The 17,355-nt window shown below is 70.1% G+C and carries 12 protein-coding genes; 7 read left to right on the plus strand and 5 right to left on the minus strand.

The features are described 5' to 3' along the window. Positions 1–125 precede the first annotated feature (125 nt). Positions 126–2,276 (plus strand): protein-disulfide reductase DsbD family protein, encoded by a 2,151-nt coding sequence (locus MFF26_RS11500; protein ID WP_238308000.1) that lies wholly within the window; start codon positions 126–128, stop codon positions 2,274–2,276. On the opposite strand, the gene MFF26_RS11505 is transcribed toward MFF26_RS11500, so the two are convergent. Further along, on the minus strand, positions 2,277–4,280 hold the full coding sequence (locus MFF26_RS11505) for an OPT family oligopeptide transporter (RefSeq protein WP_137828627.1): 2,004 nt from the start codon (positions 4,278–4,280) through the stop codon (positions 2,277–2,279). A 163-nt stretch (positions 4,281–4,443) separates the two neighbouring features. On the opposite strand from MFF26_RS11505, the gene MFF26_RS11510 reads away from it, so the two are divergent. From MFF26_RS11510 to hflX, 6 genes are all read left to right on the plus strand, one after another. Next, the gene (locus MFF26_RS11510) at positions 4,444–5,040 is read left to right on the plus strand and encodes a DUF1989 domain-containing protein (RefSeq protein ID WP_137828628.1); all 597 of its coding nucleotides are present in this window, start codon (positions 4,444–4,446) and stop codon (positions 5,038–5,040) included. A gap of 167 nt (positions 5,041–5,207) precedes the next feature. Then, positions 5,208–6,845 (plus strand): DEAD/DEAH box helicase, encoded by a 1,638-nt coding sequence (locus MFF26_RS11515; RefSeq protein WP_137828629.1) that lies wholly within the window; start codon positions 5,208–5,210, stop codon positions 6,843–6,845. Positions 6,846–6,924: 79 nt separating this feature from the next. Beyond that, complete coding sequence (locus tag MFF26_RS11520) at positions 6,925–9,297, plus strand: sensor histidine kinase NtrY-like (protein WP_137828630.1); 2,373 nt, start codon at positions 6,925–6,927, stop codon at positions 9,295–9,297. Next, positions 9,294–10,664 (plus strand): nitrogen assimilation response regulator NtrX, encoded by a 1,371-nt coding sequence (ntrX, locus tag MFF26_RS11525; protein ID WP_137828631.1) that lies wholly within the window; start codon positions 9,294–9,296, stop codon positions 10,662–10,664. The genes MFF26_RS11520 and ntrX overlap by 4 nt, the downstream gene beginning before the upstream one ends. 278 nt (positions 10,665–10,942) lie before the next feature. Continuing rightward, positions 10,943–11,197, plus strand: coding sequence for an RNA chaperone Hfq (hfq, locus tag MFF26_RS11530; RefSeq protein WP_003600267.1), 255 nt, complete (start codon positions 10,943–10,945; stop codon positions 11,195–11,197). A gap of 342 nt (positions 11,198–11,539) precedes the next feature. Beyond that, positions 11,540–12,937, plus strand: a complete 1,398-nt coding sequence (hflX, locus tag MFF26_RS11535) for a GTPase HflX (protein ID WP_137828632.1) — start codon at positions 11,540–11,542, stop codon at positions 12,935–12,937. A 110-nt stretch (positions 12,938–13,047) separates the two neighbouring features. Here the strand turns inward: hflX and MFF26_RS11540 are convergent, their stop codons facing one another. From MFF26_RS11540 to MFF26_RS11555, 4 genes are all read right to left on the minus strand, one after another. Continuing rightward, positions 13,048–14,610, minus strand: a complete 1,563-nt coding sequence (locus MFF26_RS11540) for a SulP family inorganic anion transporter (protein ID WP_137828633.1) — start codon at positions 14,608–14,610, stop codon at positions 13,048–13,050. 11 nt (positions 14,611–14,621) lie between these two features. Continuing rightward, the gene (locus MFF26_RS11545) at positions 14,622–15,326 is read right to left on the minus strand and encodes a carbonic anhydrase (protein ID WP_137828634.1); all 705 of its coding nucleotides are present in this window, start codon (positions 15,324–15,326) and stop codon (positions 14,622–14,624) included. A 486-nt stretch (positions 15,327–15,812) separates the two neighbouring features. Continuing rightward, entirely contained in the window at positions 15,813–16,127 is a 315-nt protein-coding gene (locus tag MFF26_RS11550) for a hypothetical protein (protein WP_137828635.1), read from the minus strand. Between the two features lie 368 nt (positions 16,128–16,495). Beyond that, positions 16,496–17,266, minus strand: coding sequence for a hypothetical protein (locus MFF26_RS11555; protein WP_137828636.1), 771 nt, complete (start codon positions 17,264–17,266; stop codon positions 16,496–16,498). Positions 17,267–17,355 lie beyond the last annotated feature (89 nt).

Here is a 17,355-nt window from a genome sequence, read left to right on the forward strand (position 1 = left end):
TTAGGGATCATCCTCGGCGGGACGCCGCTTCGCGGGGTCGCGGGTGGGTCCGGCTCCCGCCGGAGCCGCCGCTCTGCTAACCTCCGGCGGACCGGCCGAGGCGTCGGGGCCATCAAGAACGCGACATGCTCCGCCTGCTCCTCCTGGTCCTCCTCCTCGCCGCCCCCGGCCTCGCCGCGGCGCAGGGAGGCAAGGCGCCGAAGGATCTGGTCCGGGCGCGCCTCGTCGCCGAGGCCGCCGCCCTCGCCCCGGGCCGCACGGTGACACTCGGCCTCCATCTCGCGATGAAGCCGGGCTGGCACGTCTACTGGCGCAATCCCGGCGATTCCGGGCTGCCGCCCGAGATGGCGTGGCGCCTGCCCGAGGGGTTCTCGGTCGGGCCGACGCAATGGCCGGCGCCGGAGCGCATCCCGGTCCAGACCCTGATGAATTTCGGCTACGAGGGCACGGTCACCCTGCTGGTGCCGCTCCATGTGCCCGAGACGCTGCCGGAGAGCCTGCGCGCGGGCGGTCGCGTGCCCCTGTCCGGCACGCTGTCCTACCTCGTCTGCGAGGAGATCTGCATCCCAGGGACGGCCGAGCTCGCCCTCGAGATGCCCCTCGTCTCCGATCCGGGCGCGGCCCGAGAGCCCGATCCCGCCCAGGCCCGCCTCTTCGCCGAGGCCCGCGACGCCCTGCCCGTGCCGGCGCCCTTCCCCGTCCGCGCGGTCCGCGAGGGCGAGACCCTCGCGCTCCACCTCGATCGGCCGGACGGCGCCCCGCCGATCCGCGACGCCGCCTTCTTCCCCTACGCGGAGAGCGCCCTCGACAACGCCGCCGAGCAGAACCTTCAGGGAGAGGCGGGCACCCTGCGCCTGCTGCTGAAGCCCGGCGAGGCGGCGGTGGCGCCCGAGGCCCTGGGCGGCGTCCTCACCTTCGACGAGGGCGGGACCCGCAGGGCCTACGCGGTCGGTCCCGAGCCCGCCGCGACCCCGGCCGCCGTTCCGGCCGCAGCGCCCTCCGCCACGCCGCCCCCCGCGCCCGCCACGGCGACGGCGGAGGCCGAAACCCTGACCCTGTGGAGCGCCGCCGGACTCGCCCTGCTCGGCGGCCTCGTCCTCAATCTGATGCCCTGCGTCTTTCCGGTTCTGTCGATCAAGGTGCTGAGCCTCGTGAAGCAGGCGGGCGAGGCGCGCGGGCGGGTGCGCCTGCACGGGCTCGCCTACACCGCGGGCGTGGTGGCGAGCTTCCTGGGTCTCGCGGGCCTCCTCATCGCCCTGAAGGCCGGCGGGGCCGGCATCGGATGGGGGTTCCAGCTGCAATCCCCCGTCGTCGTGATCCTGCTCGCCTACGGGCTTTTCGCCGTGGGCCTGAGCCTGTCGGGGGTCGTGCATGTCGGCGGGCGGCTCGCCGGGCTCGGTGACGGGCTGACCCGGCGCTCCGGCTATCAGGGTTCGTTCTTCACCGGCGTGCTGGCGACCCTGGTCGCCACCCCCTGCACCGCGCCGTTCATGGGCGCGGCGGTGGGTTTCGCGCTGACGCAGCCCGCCTGGGTCGGCCTCCTCGTCTTCGCCTGCCTGGGCCTCGGCCTCGCCCTGCCGTTCCTGGCGCTCACTGCCTTTCCCGGCGCGCTGAGCCTGCTGCCGCGGCCCGGCGCCTGGATGGAGACGGTCAAGGGCGCGCTCGCCTTCCCGGTCTACGCCACCGCCGCGTGGCTCGTCTGGGTGCTGGCCCAGCAGGTCGGGCCCAACGGGCTGCTCGGCGCGCTCGGCGGCCTCGTCCTCGTCGGCCTCGCCGCCTGGGCCTGGGAGCGGGCACGCGCCGCCGGGCGCATCGGCAGCGGTCTCGGCCGGGCCACCACCGTCCTGGCCCTGGCCGGCGCCCTGGCGCTTGCCGCCGCCCTCGACGGGCAGCGGGGCGGAGCCGCGGGCGTGCAGCTCGCCGGCATCGAGGAGCCCTTCACGCAGGCGCGCCTCGACGCGCTCCGGGCGGAGGGGCGCACGGTGTTCGTGGACATGACGGCGGCGTGGTGCATCACCTGCCAAGTCAACGAGCGGATGGTGCTGTCGCGCGAGGCGGTGCAGGCGGCGTTCCGGGCGGGGTCCGTCGCCTATCTCAAGGGCGACTGGACCAACCAGAACCCGGAGATCACGCGCCTCCTGGAGAGCCACGGCCGCTCCGGGGTGCCGCTCTACCTCGTCTACAAGGGCAAGGGCGAGGCGCGGGTGCTCCCGCAGATCCTCACCGAGGCCCTGGTGATCGCCGAGGTCGGCGCGGACAGACTCGCCGCGCGGTGATCATCCCGTCGCCCGGCCGGGATCGGCCGCGATGACCCGGAAGAACACGGCGAGGCCGGTGACGAACACCGCGAGCCCGAGCGCCGTCGCGTAGGGCTCGAAGCCGGGACCGACGAGGGCGAGCGCCGCGCTGCGCCCGGCGAGCGTGTCGCCCGCGGCGAGCACGACGCCGACGAAACTCTCGCCGACGAGGAAACCCGAGGCCAGCAGCACGCCGCGGCGGCGCGCGCCCTCCACCGCCTGCGCCTCGTCCGCCTCGCCGCGCGGGCGTGCCCTGTGCCGCAGCCGCCGTTCCGCGAGCCAGGCCAGCACGCCGCCGATGGCGATCGTCATCTCGACGGCGAGCGGCAGGTACATGCCGATCCCGACGGTCAGCGCCGGGAAGGTGAGCCCGCTCCTGCGCAGCCGGGTCTCGACCGCGACCAGCACGCAGCCGAGCCCGGCGCCGATCAGCACCATGGTCCAGGGCAGGGTCCGGTGGACGATGCCAACGGCGATCTGCGACGTCAGCGCCGCCTGGGGCGCCGGCATGGCGTTGGCCGCCTCCATGCCCTCGCGGGGCAGCGCGCCGACGAAGCCGTAGGCCTCGTACAGGAGCGACAGCAGCGGCCCGATCACCGCCGCGCCGACCAGCACCCCGGCGATCAGGGCGACCTGCTGGCACCAGGGCGTCGCCCCGACGATCCGACCGGTCTTGAGATCCTGGAGATTGTCGTTGGCGATGGAGGCGGTGGTGACGATGACGGAGGCCACCAGCAGCGCCGCCGCGATCACGAAACGGTCGCCCTCCGGACCGGCGGAGGTGCCGATGAGCAGCGGCAGCAGCACGGCCGCCGCCATGGTGGTGAGGATGCCGATGCCGGAGATCGGGCTCGACGAGGAGCCGAGCAGGCCCGCGAGATAGCCGCAGGTCGCCGCCATCAGGAAGCCGAAGACGATCGCGAACACGGTGAGCGCCGCGACCATCACGGTGTGCAGGCCGCCGAGTTCGGCGCTCCCGGAAAACATCCAGAACAGGCCAGCGAGGGGGGCCGCCAGCACCAAGGCCGCGCCCAACACCCAGGTGATCGGCAGATCGCGCTCCGCCCGGGGCTGGTCGTCCCCCGGCATCCCGGAGCCGCTGGCGCGCGCCGAGGCCAGGGCCGCGCGGATGCTCGTGACGATCGGGCGCGCGAGCGAGCCCACGGTCCAGAGCCCGCCCACCGCGATGATGCCGGCCCCGATCAGCCGAACCTGGCCCGACCACACCGACTCGGCCATCTCCGACGCCGTGGCGCCCTCGCCCTGGCCCAGGACCGTCAGGAGCGGCACCGCGATGCCCCAGGCGATGACGACGCCGGTGAGCAGGGCGAGGCAGGCGCCGATGCCGACGAGGTAGCCGACGCCGACCAGCGCCAGCGAGAAGCCGGTGCCGAGGCGGAACGCCGCCCCGCCGACAGCGACCGCCCCGTGCAGGCCTTCGCCCAGAACCCGGAAGCCGGTGGTGGCGAGCCCGATCGTCCCGGCCGCGGCCGCCGCCGTGAGAAGATCGCGCAGGCCCCGCGCGCCGGTCTCCCCCTGGCCGGTGCGCAGGACCTCCGCGGCGGCGACGCCCTCCGGGTAGGGCAGCTCCTCGCCGGAGACGAGGGCGCGCCGCAGGGGGATCGAGAAGGCGACGCCGAGCAAGCCGCCGATGCCGCAGACGGCGGTCGTCTGCCAGAACGGGAAGCCCTGCCAATGCCCGATCAGCACGAGGCCCGGCAGGATCAGGATGACGTTGCAGAGCGTGCCCGCGGCGGAGGCCTGGGTCTGGACGATGTTGTTCTCGAGGATGCCCGACCCGCCGAAGAGCCGCAGGCTGCCCATGGCGATCATCGCCGCCGGGATCGAGGACGAGAACGTCATCCCAGTCTTCAAGCCCATATAGACGTTGGCCGCCATGAACACGACGGTGATGGCCGCCCCGAGCAGGAGCCCGCGAAGCGTGATCTCGACATGCCGCGAGGGCGGACTGGGCGCGTGCATGGCGGGCTGGATCCTGCGCGGCGCGCTCCGGCCGGGCGCGCCGTGGGTGGGAAACTTTGCGGCGGCTACGGTCTTTCCCTGCCGCGGCAACGGATGCCGCGCCACCCGGAGACGCCCCTCGTGCCGAACCGCTTGATGTGCCCCGACGGACGCGTGCGCTGAGATGTGCGGCCGTCATCGGATTGAGCCGCGCTCCGGCGTGGCGTTCACCCTGAACCGTGGCCAGCGGCTCACCGTGATCGACCCGGAGGGCGAGCAGGTCGCCGATCTCGTGGCCTTCGTGCGCGATGACGTCGACGAGGTGATCTCGTCGGGCCGTACCATCGACTACGCCTCGCGCCTGTTCCTGACCAAGGGCGACCCGATCTACTCGAACCGCTCCAACGTGCTGCTGGAGATCGTCGAGGACACGGTAGGGCGCCACGATTTCCTGCTCACGCCCTGCTCGGCCGACACGTTCCGCATCATCTACGGCGACGAGCACCCGCACCGGGGCTGCTTCGGCAATCTCGCCGCCGCGCTCGAACCCTACGGCATCGGGCCGGACCGCATTCCGGTCGCCTTCAACGTCTTCATGCACGTCGCCATCGATGGCCAGACGGGCGAGATCGCGGTGAAGCCGCCCCTGAGCCGGGCCAACGACCGGGTGGTGTTCGAGGCGAAGACGGATCTCATCGTCGGCCTCACCGCCTGCTCCGCCCTGCAATCGAACAATTTCTCGTTCAAGCCGATCGTCTACGAGATCGCCGACCCGGCGTGAGGATCTGACGCTTCCCTGGCTCCTCCCACTCGACCCCCTCATCCTGAGGTGCTGAGCGCCAGCTCAGGATGAGGGGGTCGGTGGGATGCGCGCTGTTGCGGCACACTCGGACGCCGTCTCGCGTTTCCCCTCTGTTCCCCGCAGCCGCGCTTGGCTAAACGGCCGCCATGCTGCGCCTTCGCGAGTATCAGCGCGCCGCCCTCGACGCGCTCCACCAGCATTGGGACGCGGGCGGCGGGCCCGGCCTCGTCGTGCTGCCGACGGGCGCCGGCAAGGCGCTCGTCATCGCGGCCCTGGTGCGCGCGTGGCTGGAGCGGAGACCCCGGGCGCGGATCTGTGTGCTCGCCCATGTGCGCGAACTGGTGGCGCAGAACCACGGCGAGTTGCTGGCCTACTGGGCGGAGGCGCCCGCCGGCATCTTCTCCGCCGGGCTCGGGCGGCGCGAGAGCGCGGCGCCCGTTACCTTCGCCTCGATCCAGTCGGTGCGCGACCGCGCCGCCCTCTTCGAAGGAACCGACCTCGTTGTCATCGACGAGGCGCATCTCGTGCCGCGCTCGGCCGAGACCGGCTACGGCCGCTTCCTGGCGGGGCTGCGCGCGGCCAACCCCGATCTCAAAGTCGCGGGCTTCACGGCCACGCCCTACCGGCTCGATTCGGGTCGCCTCGACGAGGGCGAGGGGCGGGTGTTCGCGCGCATCGTCCACGAATCCACCGTCGGCGACCTGATCGGCCAGGGCTACCTCGCGCCGCTGATCTGCAAGGCCACCGCCCTGACCCTCGACGTCTCGGGCGTGGGCAAGCGCGGGGGCGATTACATCCCCTCCGCCCTCGAAGCGGCGGTCAACCGCGACTGGATCACCCGCGCGGCGGTGGAGGAGATGGCGCGCTACGGCCGGGACCGTCGGGCCTGGCTCGCCTTCTGCGCCGGAATCGATCACGCGGCCTGCGTGCGCGACGCGGTGCGGGCGGAAGGGTTCACCTGCGAGACCGTGACCGGCGAGATGGGCCGGCGCGAGCGCGACCGGATCCTGCGCGCCTTCCGCACGGGAAAGATCCGCTGCCTGACCTCGGTCGGCGTGCTCGCCACCGGCTTCAACGTGCCGGAAGTCGACCTGATCGCGCTCCTGCGCCCGACCCAGTCGGCGGGCCTCTACGTGCAGCAGGTCGGTCGCGCCCTACGCCGGGCGCCGGGCAAGTCGGACGCCATCGTCCTCGATTATGCCGGCCTCGTGCGGATGCACGGGCCGGTCGATGCGGTGACCGCCCGCAGCGTGGCGCTGGGCCCCGCCCTCGGCGGCGCGGCGCGCGCCAAGCCCTGCCCGGGATGCGGCGCGCTGATCGCCCTCAACGCCAGCACCTGCGAGGCCTGCTGGGTCGAGCCCGAGGCGGAAGACGCCGAGGCGCCCCATGCCGCGAGCGCCGAGGACGCGCTGCCGATCCTGTCCGAGACCGTCGCCGGCTGGCGTTCGGTGACGGGCTGGACCCTCGGGCAGGGTCCGGGCGGCCACGGCCCCGACCGGTTGGAGGCGGCGTTGCGCTGGCCCGGCGGCGGCTGCCGGGTCGAGGTCTGCCTGGAACATTCGGGCCATGCCCGGGAGCGGGCGGTGGCGTGGTGGCGCGCCTGCGGCGGGGCGGAGCCGGTGCCCCTGACCGTGGCGGAAGCTCTGGAGCGCCGGGACGAGCTGGAGCGTCCGGATTCCGTGCGGATCGAGGCTGCGGGCCGCTTGTCGGAGAGCGTCGAGCTGCGCTTCCCGGATGGACGGCGGTTTCGCGACCTCCGGCGCTGGGGCGGGGCCGCAGCCTGAACGCCGCCGCACCGAGGATGGGGGCGCGCAGACCCGATTTGTATTAATTTCGCCACACTGTCGTGGCCCTGCATCAGCGATGCCGCTCCTGTCGCGACGCAACCGAGAGACGCCGTCCGACGCCCCGTCCGTAGAGGACGGCGCGGCCGCCCTGTCGCACCGGTTCGACGCCCCGCCGCGGGGGCCGGGTTGGATCGGCGCGGCGGTCGTCGTCGTCGCCCTGGTCTCGGCGAGCGTCACGTTCCTGATCCTGGCGGGGCTGATCAAGGTCACGCCGTCGCAGAACACCGGCATCACCCTGCTGGCGATCAACATCGCCCTGGTGCTCTGTCTCGTGATCGTGATCGCCTGGGAATCCCGTGTCTTCCTGCATGCGCGCCGGGCGCACGCGACGGTGGCGCGGCTGCACACCCGGATCGTCGGCCTGTTCAGCCTGATCGCGATCTTGCCGACGATCCTCCTTGCCATCGTCGCGACCGTGACCCTCGACCGCGGCCTGTCGCTCGGCTTCACCGACCGGGTGCGCGACGTGGTGCTCAAATCCGTCCAGATCGCCGACGCGCATCTGGAGAATCAGTGCCAGTCGCTCGCCCGCGAGATCCGCATCCTCACCGACGACCTGACCCGGGCGCGCCCGCAATTCGACGTGAACCGCGAATGGTTCGAGTCGTTCATGACCACCCGCGCCCAGGCGCTGGGCCTGCCGATCGCCAAGATCATGCGCGGCCCCAACGATGTGGTGGCGCGCGCCAATATCGACGTGCTCAAGCAGACCCGCCTGCCCTCGGCCGCCGCCTTCGAGGACGCGGCGAAATCCAGCGATCCGATCTGCCTGCTGCCAAACGAGGGAAGGGTCTTCGCCGCGCTCCTGCGGATGCCGGCCTACGACAACGCCGTGCTGCTGGTGCAGCGCGAGGTCAGCCAGCTCGCCATCGACTTCCCCGGCGTCTCTCGCGCGGCGGCGGCGGAGTACCTCGCCTTCGACGACCTGCGCTACTCGATCCAGGTCACCTTCGCCTCGGTCTTCGTGCTGATCGCGCTGATCACCCTGCTCTCGGCGGTGTGGTTCGGGCTCAACTTCGCCAACCGCTTCGTCGCGCCGATCCGGCGCCTCATCAACGCCGCCGACGAGGTCGCCGCCGGCAATTTCTACGCCCGCGTTCCGGCGAGGAAATCGGATGGGGATCTCGCGCATCTGGGCGAGAGCTTCAATACGATGACGCAGGAGTTGCGTCGCCAGCACGACGGCCTGCGCGCGGCGAGCGACCTGATCGACCGCCGCCGCCGCTTCACGGAAGCCGTGCTCTCGGGCGTCTCGCCGGGCGTGCTCGGCGTCGATGCGGGCGGGCTCATCACCATCGCCAATCCGAGCGCGGAGAAGACCCTGGGCCTGACCGCCGCCGACCTGGTCGGCCGCCCGCTGACCGAGGCGGTGCCGGAGATCGCCGCCCTGTTCCCGGAAGCCGAGGGCCGCCAGCGGGCGCTCCAGCAGCAGATCCAGCTCGTGCGCGGGGGCCGGGAGCGCACCATCGCGGTGCGGGTCACCAGCGAGCAGGCGCAGGGCGAAGCCCGCGGCTACGTCGTGACCCTCGACGACATCACCGACCTCGTCGCCGCGCAGCGCACCTCGGCCTGGGCCGACGTGGCGCGCCGCATCGCCCATGAGATCAAGAACCCGCTCACGCCGATCCAGCTCTCGGCCGAGCGCATCCGGCGCAAGTACGGCAAGGTGATCGTGACCGACAAGGAGGTGTTCGAGCAGTGCACCGCCACGATCGTGCGCCAGGTCGACGAGATCAAGCGCATGGTCGACGAGTTCTCCTCGTTCGCCCGGATGCCGAAGCCGGCCATCACCCAGCAGGACCTCGCCGAGATCGCCCGCCAGAATCTCTTCATGCTGCGCATGGCGCATCCCGAGATCGAATTTCCGTTCGAGACGACCGGCGAGGACGAGCGCGGCCGCGTCGTCGCGGCCTTCGACGTGCGCCTGTTCAGCCAGGCGCTGACCAACATCCTCAAGAACGCCGTCGAGGCGGTGCAGGCCGTGCCGGAAGACGTGCTGACGGCCGACGGAGGCAAGGGCCGGGTGGCCCTGCGCCTCGCGGTCGAGGGCGGGTTCGTGACCATCGACGTCACCGACAACGGAAAAGGCTTTCCGGCGGAGGGGCGCCAGCGCCTGCTCGAACCCTATATGACGACCCGCGAGGGCGGGACCGGCCTCGGGCTGGCGATCGTGTCGAAGGTGCTCGAAGAGCATGGCGGCGGGATCGAGCTCAATGACAACCCGGAGGGGCGCGGCGGACAGGTTCGCATGCGGCTGCCCCGGGAGGTCGGCGAGGGCGCCGGCTCGGAACGGGACCGCCCGGCGGGTTCGCCGCGTGACGGGACGACAATGGACAAGAACAGGGAGGGCGCCATGGAAGCGCGACGCGTCGCGGAGATGCAGCCATGAGCGCCGACATCCTGATCGTCGACGACGAGGCCGATATCCGCGACCTCGTGGCCGGCATCCTCGACGACGAGGGCCACCGCACCCGCACCGCCGCGGGCTCCGACGAGGCGCTCGCCGCGATCGAATCGCGGCGGCCCCATCTCGTCTTCCTCGATATCTGGCTCCAGGGCTCGCGCCTCGACGGATTGCAGGTGCTCGACCTCATCAAGACCGGCCATCCCGACCTGCCGGTGGTGATGATCTCGGGCCACGGCAACATCGAGACCGCGGTCGCGGCGATCAAATCCGGCGCCTACGACTTCATCGAGAAGCCGTTCAAGGCCGACCGGTTGATCCTCGTGGCCGAGCGCGCGCTCGAAGCCTCCCGCCTCAAGCGCGAGGTGCGCGACCTCAAGGTTCGTTCGGGACAGGCGAGCCGGATCGTCGGCGGATCGGTGGCGGTCAACCAGCTGCGCCAGACCATCGAGCGCGTGGCGCCGACCAATGCCCGCGTGATGATCTCGGGGGCGCCCGGCGCCGGCAAGGAATTGTCGGCGCGCACGCTGCACGCGGCCTCGGCGCGCGCCAGCGGTCCCTTCGTCGTGATCAACGCGGCGACCATCACGCCGGAGACGATGGAGGCCGAACTCTTCGGCGTCGAGGCGGGCGAGGGCCGGGTGCGGCGCGTCGGCGCCCTGGAGGAGGCCCATGGCGGCTCCCTCTACATCGACGAAGTCGCCGACATGCCCAAGGAGACGCAGAGCCGGATCCTGCGCGTCCTCGTCGACCAGAACTTCCAGCGGGTCGGTGGAACGGCCCGGGTCCATGTCGATGTCCGGATCATCTCCTCCTCCTCCCGCGACCTGACCGAGGAGATCGCGGGGGGACGCTTCCGCGAGGACCTGTTCCACCGCCTCTCGGTGGTGCCGATCCGCATCCCCTCGCTCGCCGAGCGGCGGGAGGACGTGCCGGAGCTGATCACCTTCTTCATGGAGCAGATCTCGGCGGCCACCGGCCTGCCGCGGCGGCGCATCGCCGAGGATGCCATGGCGGTGCTGCAATCCCACGATTGGCCGGGCAACATCCGTCAGCTGCGCAACAACGTCGAGCGGCTGATGATCCTGACCCAGTCGGATCCGGAGCAGGAGGTCACCTCCGAGATGCTGCCGACCGAGATCGGCGCGCTGGTGCCGACGACGCCGACCGGGGCGGGCGGGGAGAAGCTGATGAGCCTCGCCTTGCGGGAGGCCCGCGAGATTTTCGAGCGCGAGTATCTCGTGGCGCAGATCGCCCGCTTCTCCGGCAACATCTCCCGCACGGCCGAGTTCATCGGCATGGAGCGCTCGGCGCTGCACCGGAAGCTCAAATCCCTCGGGATCGGGCCCTGATCCCGTCCACCGCGCGCCGTATGGGCGGGGACGAGCAGTCCTGCTCCTGCGGCGGATGTCAGCCCCGGCGACGAATCCTCGCAGGGGTATCACCCCCGACAGGGTGGGCACGGCGTGATGCCGATGCGAGGAAACGCTTGCGTCCGGAGAAGCTTCGCCCTGTAATAAGGTAGGCTTGGGGAAGCGGTCTTCGGTGATGCGGGTGGTTCGTCGCCCGGCATCCTCCAAGACGGGATACGACCTCCCGCGGTGCCGGTAGCGAAGCAAGGATAAGAAAAATGGCGGGCGAGCGCGCTCAGAACCTCCAGGACACGTTTCTCAACCATGTCCGCAAGAACAAGATTCCGCTGACGATCTTCCTCGTCAACGGCGTCAAGCTTCAGGGCGTGGTGACGTGGTTCGACAATTTCTGCGTCCTGCTGCGCCGCGACGGGCACTCGCAGCTCGTCTACAAGCACGCGATCTCGACGATCATGCCGGGCCATCCCGTGCAGCTGTTCGAGCCGGACGAGACCGCGCCCGAGAAGGCGTGAGACGGCTTCCTGGATTTCCAGCCGTCATGACGAGGCGGAGCCGTCCACGGCTCCGCACAGGCCGGTTCGATCACGCCCGTTTCGATGCCGTCTCATCACGTCGCGCGTCCGGGTGGACGCTTGTTCGGCGTGCGCCCCCCACCATCTGCATGATTGCGCCGATGCCTCACCTTGAGGCGTCGTGCTCTGGATTGCTTCGGCTTCGCCTCGCAATGACGGAGGAACGCCCCCGCGCGTCGTGGCCGACGGCGCGATCGTTCACCGTGTCTTCGAAGCGTCCGCTGCGTCCGATCGAACACGGAGCCGGCTTCGCGGTGGCGAGTTGACCGGCGAGAGGCCCGAATGACCGAACTTCAAACACCCGGCGAAGCGCGACTCCAGCGGCAGGCCGCTCCCGAGGGCGACATCGCCGCCTCGACCCGCACGCTGGTGGTCGGCCCCTACCTCACCCGCGCGGCCCAGCGCTTCGCCCCCGGCCAGCCGGAAAACACCCGCTCCGACGATGCGCGCCTCGACGAGGCGGTGGGCTTGGCCGCCGCGATCGATCTCGATGTCGCCCAGGCGATCGGCGTGCACGTCCAGCGCCCGCGACCCTCGACCTATCTCGGCAAGGGCCGGGTCGAGGAGATGGCCGGTCTCGTCAAGGCGGAGGAGATCGGCCTCGTCGTGATGGATTGCGCCCTGTCGCCGGTGCAGCAGCGCAACCTCGAGAAGGCCTGGGGCAGCAAGGTCATCGACCGGACCGGCCTGATCCTCGAGATCTTCGGCCGGCGCGCCTCGACCCGCGAGGGCACGCTGCAGGTGGAGCACGCCCATCTGGCCTATCAGAAGTCCCGGCTGGTCCGGTCGTGGACCCACTTGGAGCGGCAGCGCGGCGGCTTCGGCTTCCTCGGCGGCCCTGGCGAGACGCAGATCGAGGCCGACCGCCGGATGATTCAGGAGCGGATGACCAAGATCGAGCGCGATCTCGACGCGGTGGCCCGCACCCGCGGCCTGCATCGCAAGAGCCGGGCGCGGGTGCCGTACCCGATCGTCGCCCTGGTCGGCTACACGAATGCCGGCAAGTCGACGCTGTTCAACGCGCTGACGAAGGCCGAGGTCAAGGCGCAGGACATGCTGTTCGCGACCCTCGACCCGACGGCGCGCGCCACCAAGCTGCCGCATGGCGAGACGGTGATCCTGTCCGACACGGTGGGCTTCATCTCGGATCTGCCGACCTCGCTCATCGCCGCTTTCCGGGCGACGCTGGAGGACGTGATCGAGGCCGACATCCTGCTCCATGTGCGCGACGTCTCGCACGGCGACACGCAGGCCCAGGCCGAGGATGTGGAGCAGGTGCTGCGGGAACTCGGGATCGAGCCCGATGCCGAGCGGATCGTCGAGGTGTGGAACAAGGCCGACCTGCTCGACGAGGGCGAGCGCACCCGCCTCCTCAACCTCGCCACCGCCCATCGCGGCGCGGGCCCGGCGCCGATCCTGGTCTCGGCCCTGACGGGGGAGGGGCTGCCAGCACTGTCCGAGCGGATTGAGGGGCAGGTGGCCCGCGCCCGCTCGACCTTCGCCCTGACCCTGCCGCCGGAGGACGGGGCGGCGCTCAACTGGCTCTACGAGAATGCCGAGGTGCTCGACCGGCAGGCGCAGGACGGCGGCGACATCGCGCTGACGATCCGCATCGCCCCGGAGAAGGAACCGCGCTTCCTGAACCGTTTCGAGGCCGCCCGCCGGGTCAGCACGCCGTAAGGGGATCCCGAAGGGCGAGCCCTTCCGCGGGTCGTCAGGGCAGAGCCCTGACACGAAGAAGGCCGGTATCGCGGGGCGATACCGGCCTTCTTCCTTCCCGATCGAAAAGATCAGTCCTTCGGCGCGGCATGCGCCGCCATGGCGAGGCTGTTGCGGAGGCCGCCGCCGCCGCCGACCACCTCGACCCGGGCGCCGGTCTTGGCGCGCCGCGCCGCCCATTCCTGGATCATCTCCAGGCAGGTGTGGTCGACATGGTGCAGATCCTGCGCGGCGAGCCGCACGGGGGTGCCTTCGGGGGTGCGCTCCAGGGCCTCGTTGAGATGGGGCAGCTGGAGGAAGGTAGCCGAGCCCGAGAGGCGCAGCTCCGGCACGGCCCGCAGGGTTCCGCCCTGCAGCGTCTCGGCGGCACCGCCCTCGATCTTGAGCCGCCCCTTGAGGAGGTGCGGCACCGCCTGGACGAGGCTGAGGGCGAGACCGATCAGCACGCCGGTGAGCAGGTCGGTGGCGACCACCATCACCAGGGTGACGAGCCAGATCGCGGCGGTGGCGAGACCGTAGCGGGCGTGCAGGTGCAGGGCATGGGCCGGGCTGACGAGGCGCCAGCCCGTGACCACGAGGATGCCGGCCAGCGCCGCCGTCGGCACCAGCTTGAGCACCATCGGCAGGATCAGCAGGAAGGCGAGGATCCAGCTGCCGTGCAGGATGGTCGAGGCGCGGGTGGCCGCGCCCGCCTGGACGTTGGCCGAGGAGCGGACGATGACGCCGGTCATCGGCAGGCCGCCGGCGAGACCGCAGAGCACGTTGCCGACGCCCTGGGCCCCGAGTTCGCGATTGTACTGCGTCCGCGGCCCGTCATGCATCCGATCGACGGCGGCGGCCGAGAGCAGGCTTTCGGCGCTGGCGACCACGGCGAGCGTGAGGGCCATGACGATCATGGTCGGCTCGGCGAGACGGCTCCAGTCGCCCGCGCCCGGCAGGGTCACGGCCGAGAGGATATTTTCGGGGACTTCGACGCGCTTGACCGCGAGGTCGCCGATCACCGCCACCAGCGTGCCCGAGACCACGCCGACGAGGGCGCCGGGCAGGAGCTTGAGCCGGGCCGGACGCAGCTTCTCCCAGCCGAGCATCGTCACGATGGTGGCGAGGCCGACGAGGATCGCGCCGAAGCGATTGCCCTCGCCGGTGACGAAATTGAAGAAGGCCGCGGGGATCGCCACGAGATTGTCGACGCCGCTGGCCTTGGGCAGGGCGTCGGTCAGCACGTGGATCTGCGCCAGCACGATCAGCACGCCGATGCCGGCGAGCATGCCGTGCACCACCGCGGGCGAGATCGCCCGGAACCAGCCGCCGACGCGCAGGGCCCCGGCGAGCAGTTGGATCGCGCCGGCCAGCACCAGAACCGGCCCGAGGGCGTCGATGCCGTGGGTGCGGACGAACTCGAAGACGATGACGGCGAGGCCCGCGGCCGGGCCGCTGACCTGAAGCGGCGCGCCGGCGAGGAAGCCGACGACGATGCCGCCGATCACGCCGGTGATGAGGCCGCGCTCGGCGGGCACGCCGGAGGCGATGGCGATGCCCATGCAGAGGGGCATCGCCACGAGGAAGACCACGAAGGAGGCGGGCAGATCCCGCGCGAGGGTGGGCGGCAGCAGCCGCGAGAGCGAGGCACGCATTGCGATCCGCCTCACTCGGCCGCGACGGCGACGCGCGCCATCTCGGGCGCGGCGATGCGCTGGGCCGGGCTATGGGCGACCGGCATGGCGTCCGCCTCGTCGATCGGCACGAACCGGCCGGCCTCGCCGCAATAGGCCAGGACCTGCCCGCTCTCGATCTCGAAGAACCAGCCATGCAGGCGCAACTGGCCCTTGGCGAGGCCCGCCGCGACGCTCGGATGGGTGCGCAGGTTGCTGAGCTGAACGACGACGTTTTCCAGCGCCAGCGCCCGGTGATGATCCTTCGGGTCCATCCCGGCCGGATAGGCCTCGCAGACGATCTGGCTCGCGGCGTGGCTGTGGCGCAGCCAGGCCGCGACGTTCGGCATCGAGGCGAGGGCCTCGGGCTTCATCAGGCCCTTCATCGCGCCGCAATCGGAATGGCCGCAGATGACGATGTCGCGCACGCCGAGCGCCATGACCGCGTATTCGATGGCCGAGGAGACGCCGCCGTTCTGCTGCGAGAAGGGGGGGACGATGTTGCCGGCATTGCGGCACACGAAGAGATCCCCCGGGCCGGATTGGGTGATGTGCTCGGGCGAGACGCGGGAATCGGCGCAGGCGATGATCAGCGCCTGCGGATGCTGCCCGTCCCGGACCAGCCGCTGATACATCTGCTGCTGCCCCGGAAACACGCTTCCGCGGAAGTTCGAGATGCCTTGAATGATATCGTCCACGCCGATCCTCGTTCTTCAAGGTCGTTCGCACGCTGTCCGTGCATCGAACGACTGAGATAGTCGGTGCGGCAGGCCGGTGTTGTCCCGCCGCAGGCGGCTTCGACTGGTCTAGAGCTGCGCCCGATACACTTGGAGCCGGACGTCTCTTCCGCTCTTTGGTTGGGCCACGCCCTCTTGCGACGAGCCGGATTCCCCATCGTCGGAATGGGTTCCGAGCGCGAGAACGGGTCGCTCACGCCCCGCTTCGGAGGTTCGGGCGGCCTCGAACCGCCCGGTGGGAGGCGGCCGGCACCGATTCCTCCCTCGCTGAGAATCCAGGCACCGCCTTCCGGGCAAGCGGCATCGCGCCGCCCGCCGAGGCGGGGACGACCGGTGAGTCGATGAGGGCGGCGCGGTCGTTCGGCCGCGCCGTCCGGTTCGTCGGGCCGCTCGGGAGGCCGACGCGGGACGGCGACGTCCCGCGTCGGTCGAAGTCCGAACCCCGCGTCAGCGGTGGGTGCGGCGCTTCTTCGTCACGCTGCCCGTCGTCGCCCAGCTCGGATCGACATCGCCGCGGCGGATCGCCGAGCGGACCGGCCCGCCCTTGGCGCCGGCGTTCTCGCTCAGCATGGGTGCGCCGAGGATCTGGCCGGTGCCCGCGCGCTGCGAGTGGAGCGAGCGGGGGTCGTGGTAGGGGTCGTCCTGGTAGCTGCTCATGAAGCCGCCGCCGGCGGGCTGACGGCTGCCGCCGCCGGAATCCGCCTGAGCCGCGAGCGGCAGACCGATCATCGCGAGAACACTGATAACAACGATGCTCTTCATGACGCGTCCTTCCTCGTTAATCCCTGAGACTTGAACTTTTTTGTTCGAATTTCTCTGACAAGAGGAAGGTATTTCTTCGAACTGTATTTTGGAAGTGCGTTTTGTCACGCAGTTTTATTTAAAAAATAATCCGCAGCGGTTGGCCCTGCGGGTGCGCCATGTCACCCGGCGGTCCAAGTGGCGCCCGTGTCGCGGGATGTATTCAGAAATGCGCGCCGAAAGTCGGAAAACCGGACGGGCGTGCCCGCACGTGTCCCGTCACCGGCACTCGGAGCGATGGGGCACGATCGCGGCCTGGCCGTCGGGGCGTGCCCCGACCCGACCGAACCCGGCCGGCGAAGGAGGACAACCGGGCGTCCCGGCCCCACTCAGCGCGGCTCGTCGCGATCGACCAGGAGCTTGATGTCGTATTTCTCGCCCAAAGCGATCAGTTCCTGCGGATCGTCCGGGTACCAGTACGCCTCGATGCCCTGGACGCCGAACCGCCGTTCCAGGGATTGGCGCGTCCAAGTCCAGAGATGCCGCCGGGAGCTGTCCCAACCGGATTTCCACTCCTCGAAATGAGGCAGACGGGGATCGGGTTGGGTTGCCACTCGGCGATCGATTTTCGCCATCCGATAGAAAAGCTGCGACATCTGATAGCCCTGTTGCAGCCTTCCGATGCCGTCGAGAAGCTTTTGCCGCGGCGTGGGCTCGGCTTCCGGCGCCCCATGCCAAGCCAGGATGGTCGAGGGCGCCAGATATTTGCGATGTCCCGCGAGAAAGATGTAATTCGCACAGGCCGATAAGCAGTAATCGTAGGCCGCGACATCGATACGATTTTCTAGGATGAAAACCCCGATGATAGCAGCGGCCGCGGCATCGCCACCAAAACTATTGACTACAAAAATTTTGTTTTTCCCATCCAATTTTTTGACAATTACTTGTTCCGCCAGGCCTGTGATGCGGCCCGCAAAACAGACTGCCGACTTTGTTTCAAGCAACATCCCTCGGTTAGGCTGCGCAGCTTGAGCCGTTTTGCATTCAGCGATTGCCTCGGAAAAGCGTGATGGGCTCGATTCACCGTCCAGAGCTTGCGCAGACCACGCAGCAACGCTGATCAAACAAGATATGGATCCGATCAATGCAGAAAAATACATATCACCTCCATAATCTGCTTTAAGCAAATTATCTCGAATAAATCAGACAGATCAATTTTGCTTTCCAGCAAAAATCTCAGACAAGCGAC

The organism is Methylorubrum suomiense (genome assembly GCF_022179765.1).
GTDB lineage: Bacteria > Pseudomonadota > Alphaproteobacteria > Rhizobiales > Beijerinckiaceae > Methylobacterium > Methylobacterium suomiense.

Excerpts from the sequence above, each read along its gene's own strand:
- hflX (WP_137828632.1), top strand. The coding sequence starts at position 11,540 with ATGACCGAACTTCAAACACCCGGCGAAGCGCGACTCCAGCGGCAGGCC.
- MFF26_RS11550 (WP_137828635.1), bottom strand. The coding sequence starts at position 16,127 with ATGAAGAGCATCGTTGTTATCAGTGTTCTCGCGATGATCGGTCTGCCG.
- hfq (WP_003600267.1), top strand. The coding sequence starts at position 10,943 with ATGGCGGGCGAGCGCGCTCAGAACCTCCAGGACACGTTTCTCAACCAT.
- MFF26_RS11500 (WP_238308000.1), top strand. The coding sequence starts at position 126 with ATGCTCCGCCTGCTCCTCCTGGTCCTCCTCCTCGCCGCCCCCGGCCTC.
- MFF26_RS11555 (WP_137828636.1), bottom strand. The coding sequence starts at position 17,266 with ATGTATTTTTCTGCATTGATCGGATCCATATCTTGTTTGATCAGCGTT.
- MFF26_RS11540 (WP_137828633.1), bottom strand. The coding sequence starts at position 14,610 with ATGCGTGCCTCGCTCTCGCGGCTGCTGCCGCCCACCCTCGCGCGGGAT.
- ntrX (WP_137828631.1), top strand. The coding sequence starts at position 9,294 with ATGAGCGCCGACATCCTGATCGTCGACGACGAGGCCGATATCCGCGAC.
- MFF26_RS11515 (WP_137828629.1), top strand. The coding sequence starts at position 5,208 with ATGCTGCGCCTTCGCGAGTATCAGCGCGCCGCCCTCGACGCGCTCCAC.
- MFF26_RS11510 (WP_137828628.1), top strand. The coding sequence starts at position 4,444 with ATGTGCGGCCGTCATCGGATTGAGCCGCGCTCCGGCGTGGCGTTCACC.
- MFF26_RS11520 (WP_137828630.1), top strand. The coding sequence starts at position 6,925 with ATGCCGCTCCTGTCGCGACGCAACCGAGAGACGCCGTCCGACGCCCCG.
- MFF26_RS11505 (WP_137828627.1), bottom strand. The coding sequence starts at position 4,280 with ATGCACGCGCCCAGTCCGCCCTCGCGGCATGTCGAGATCACGCTTCGC.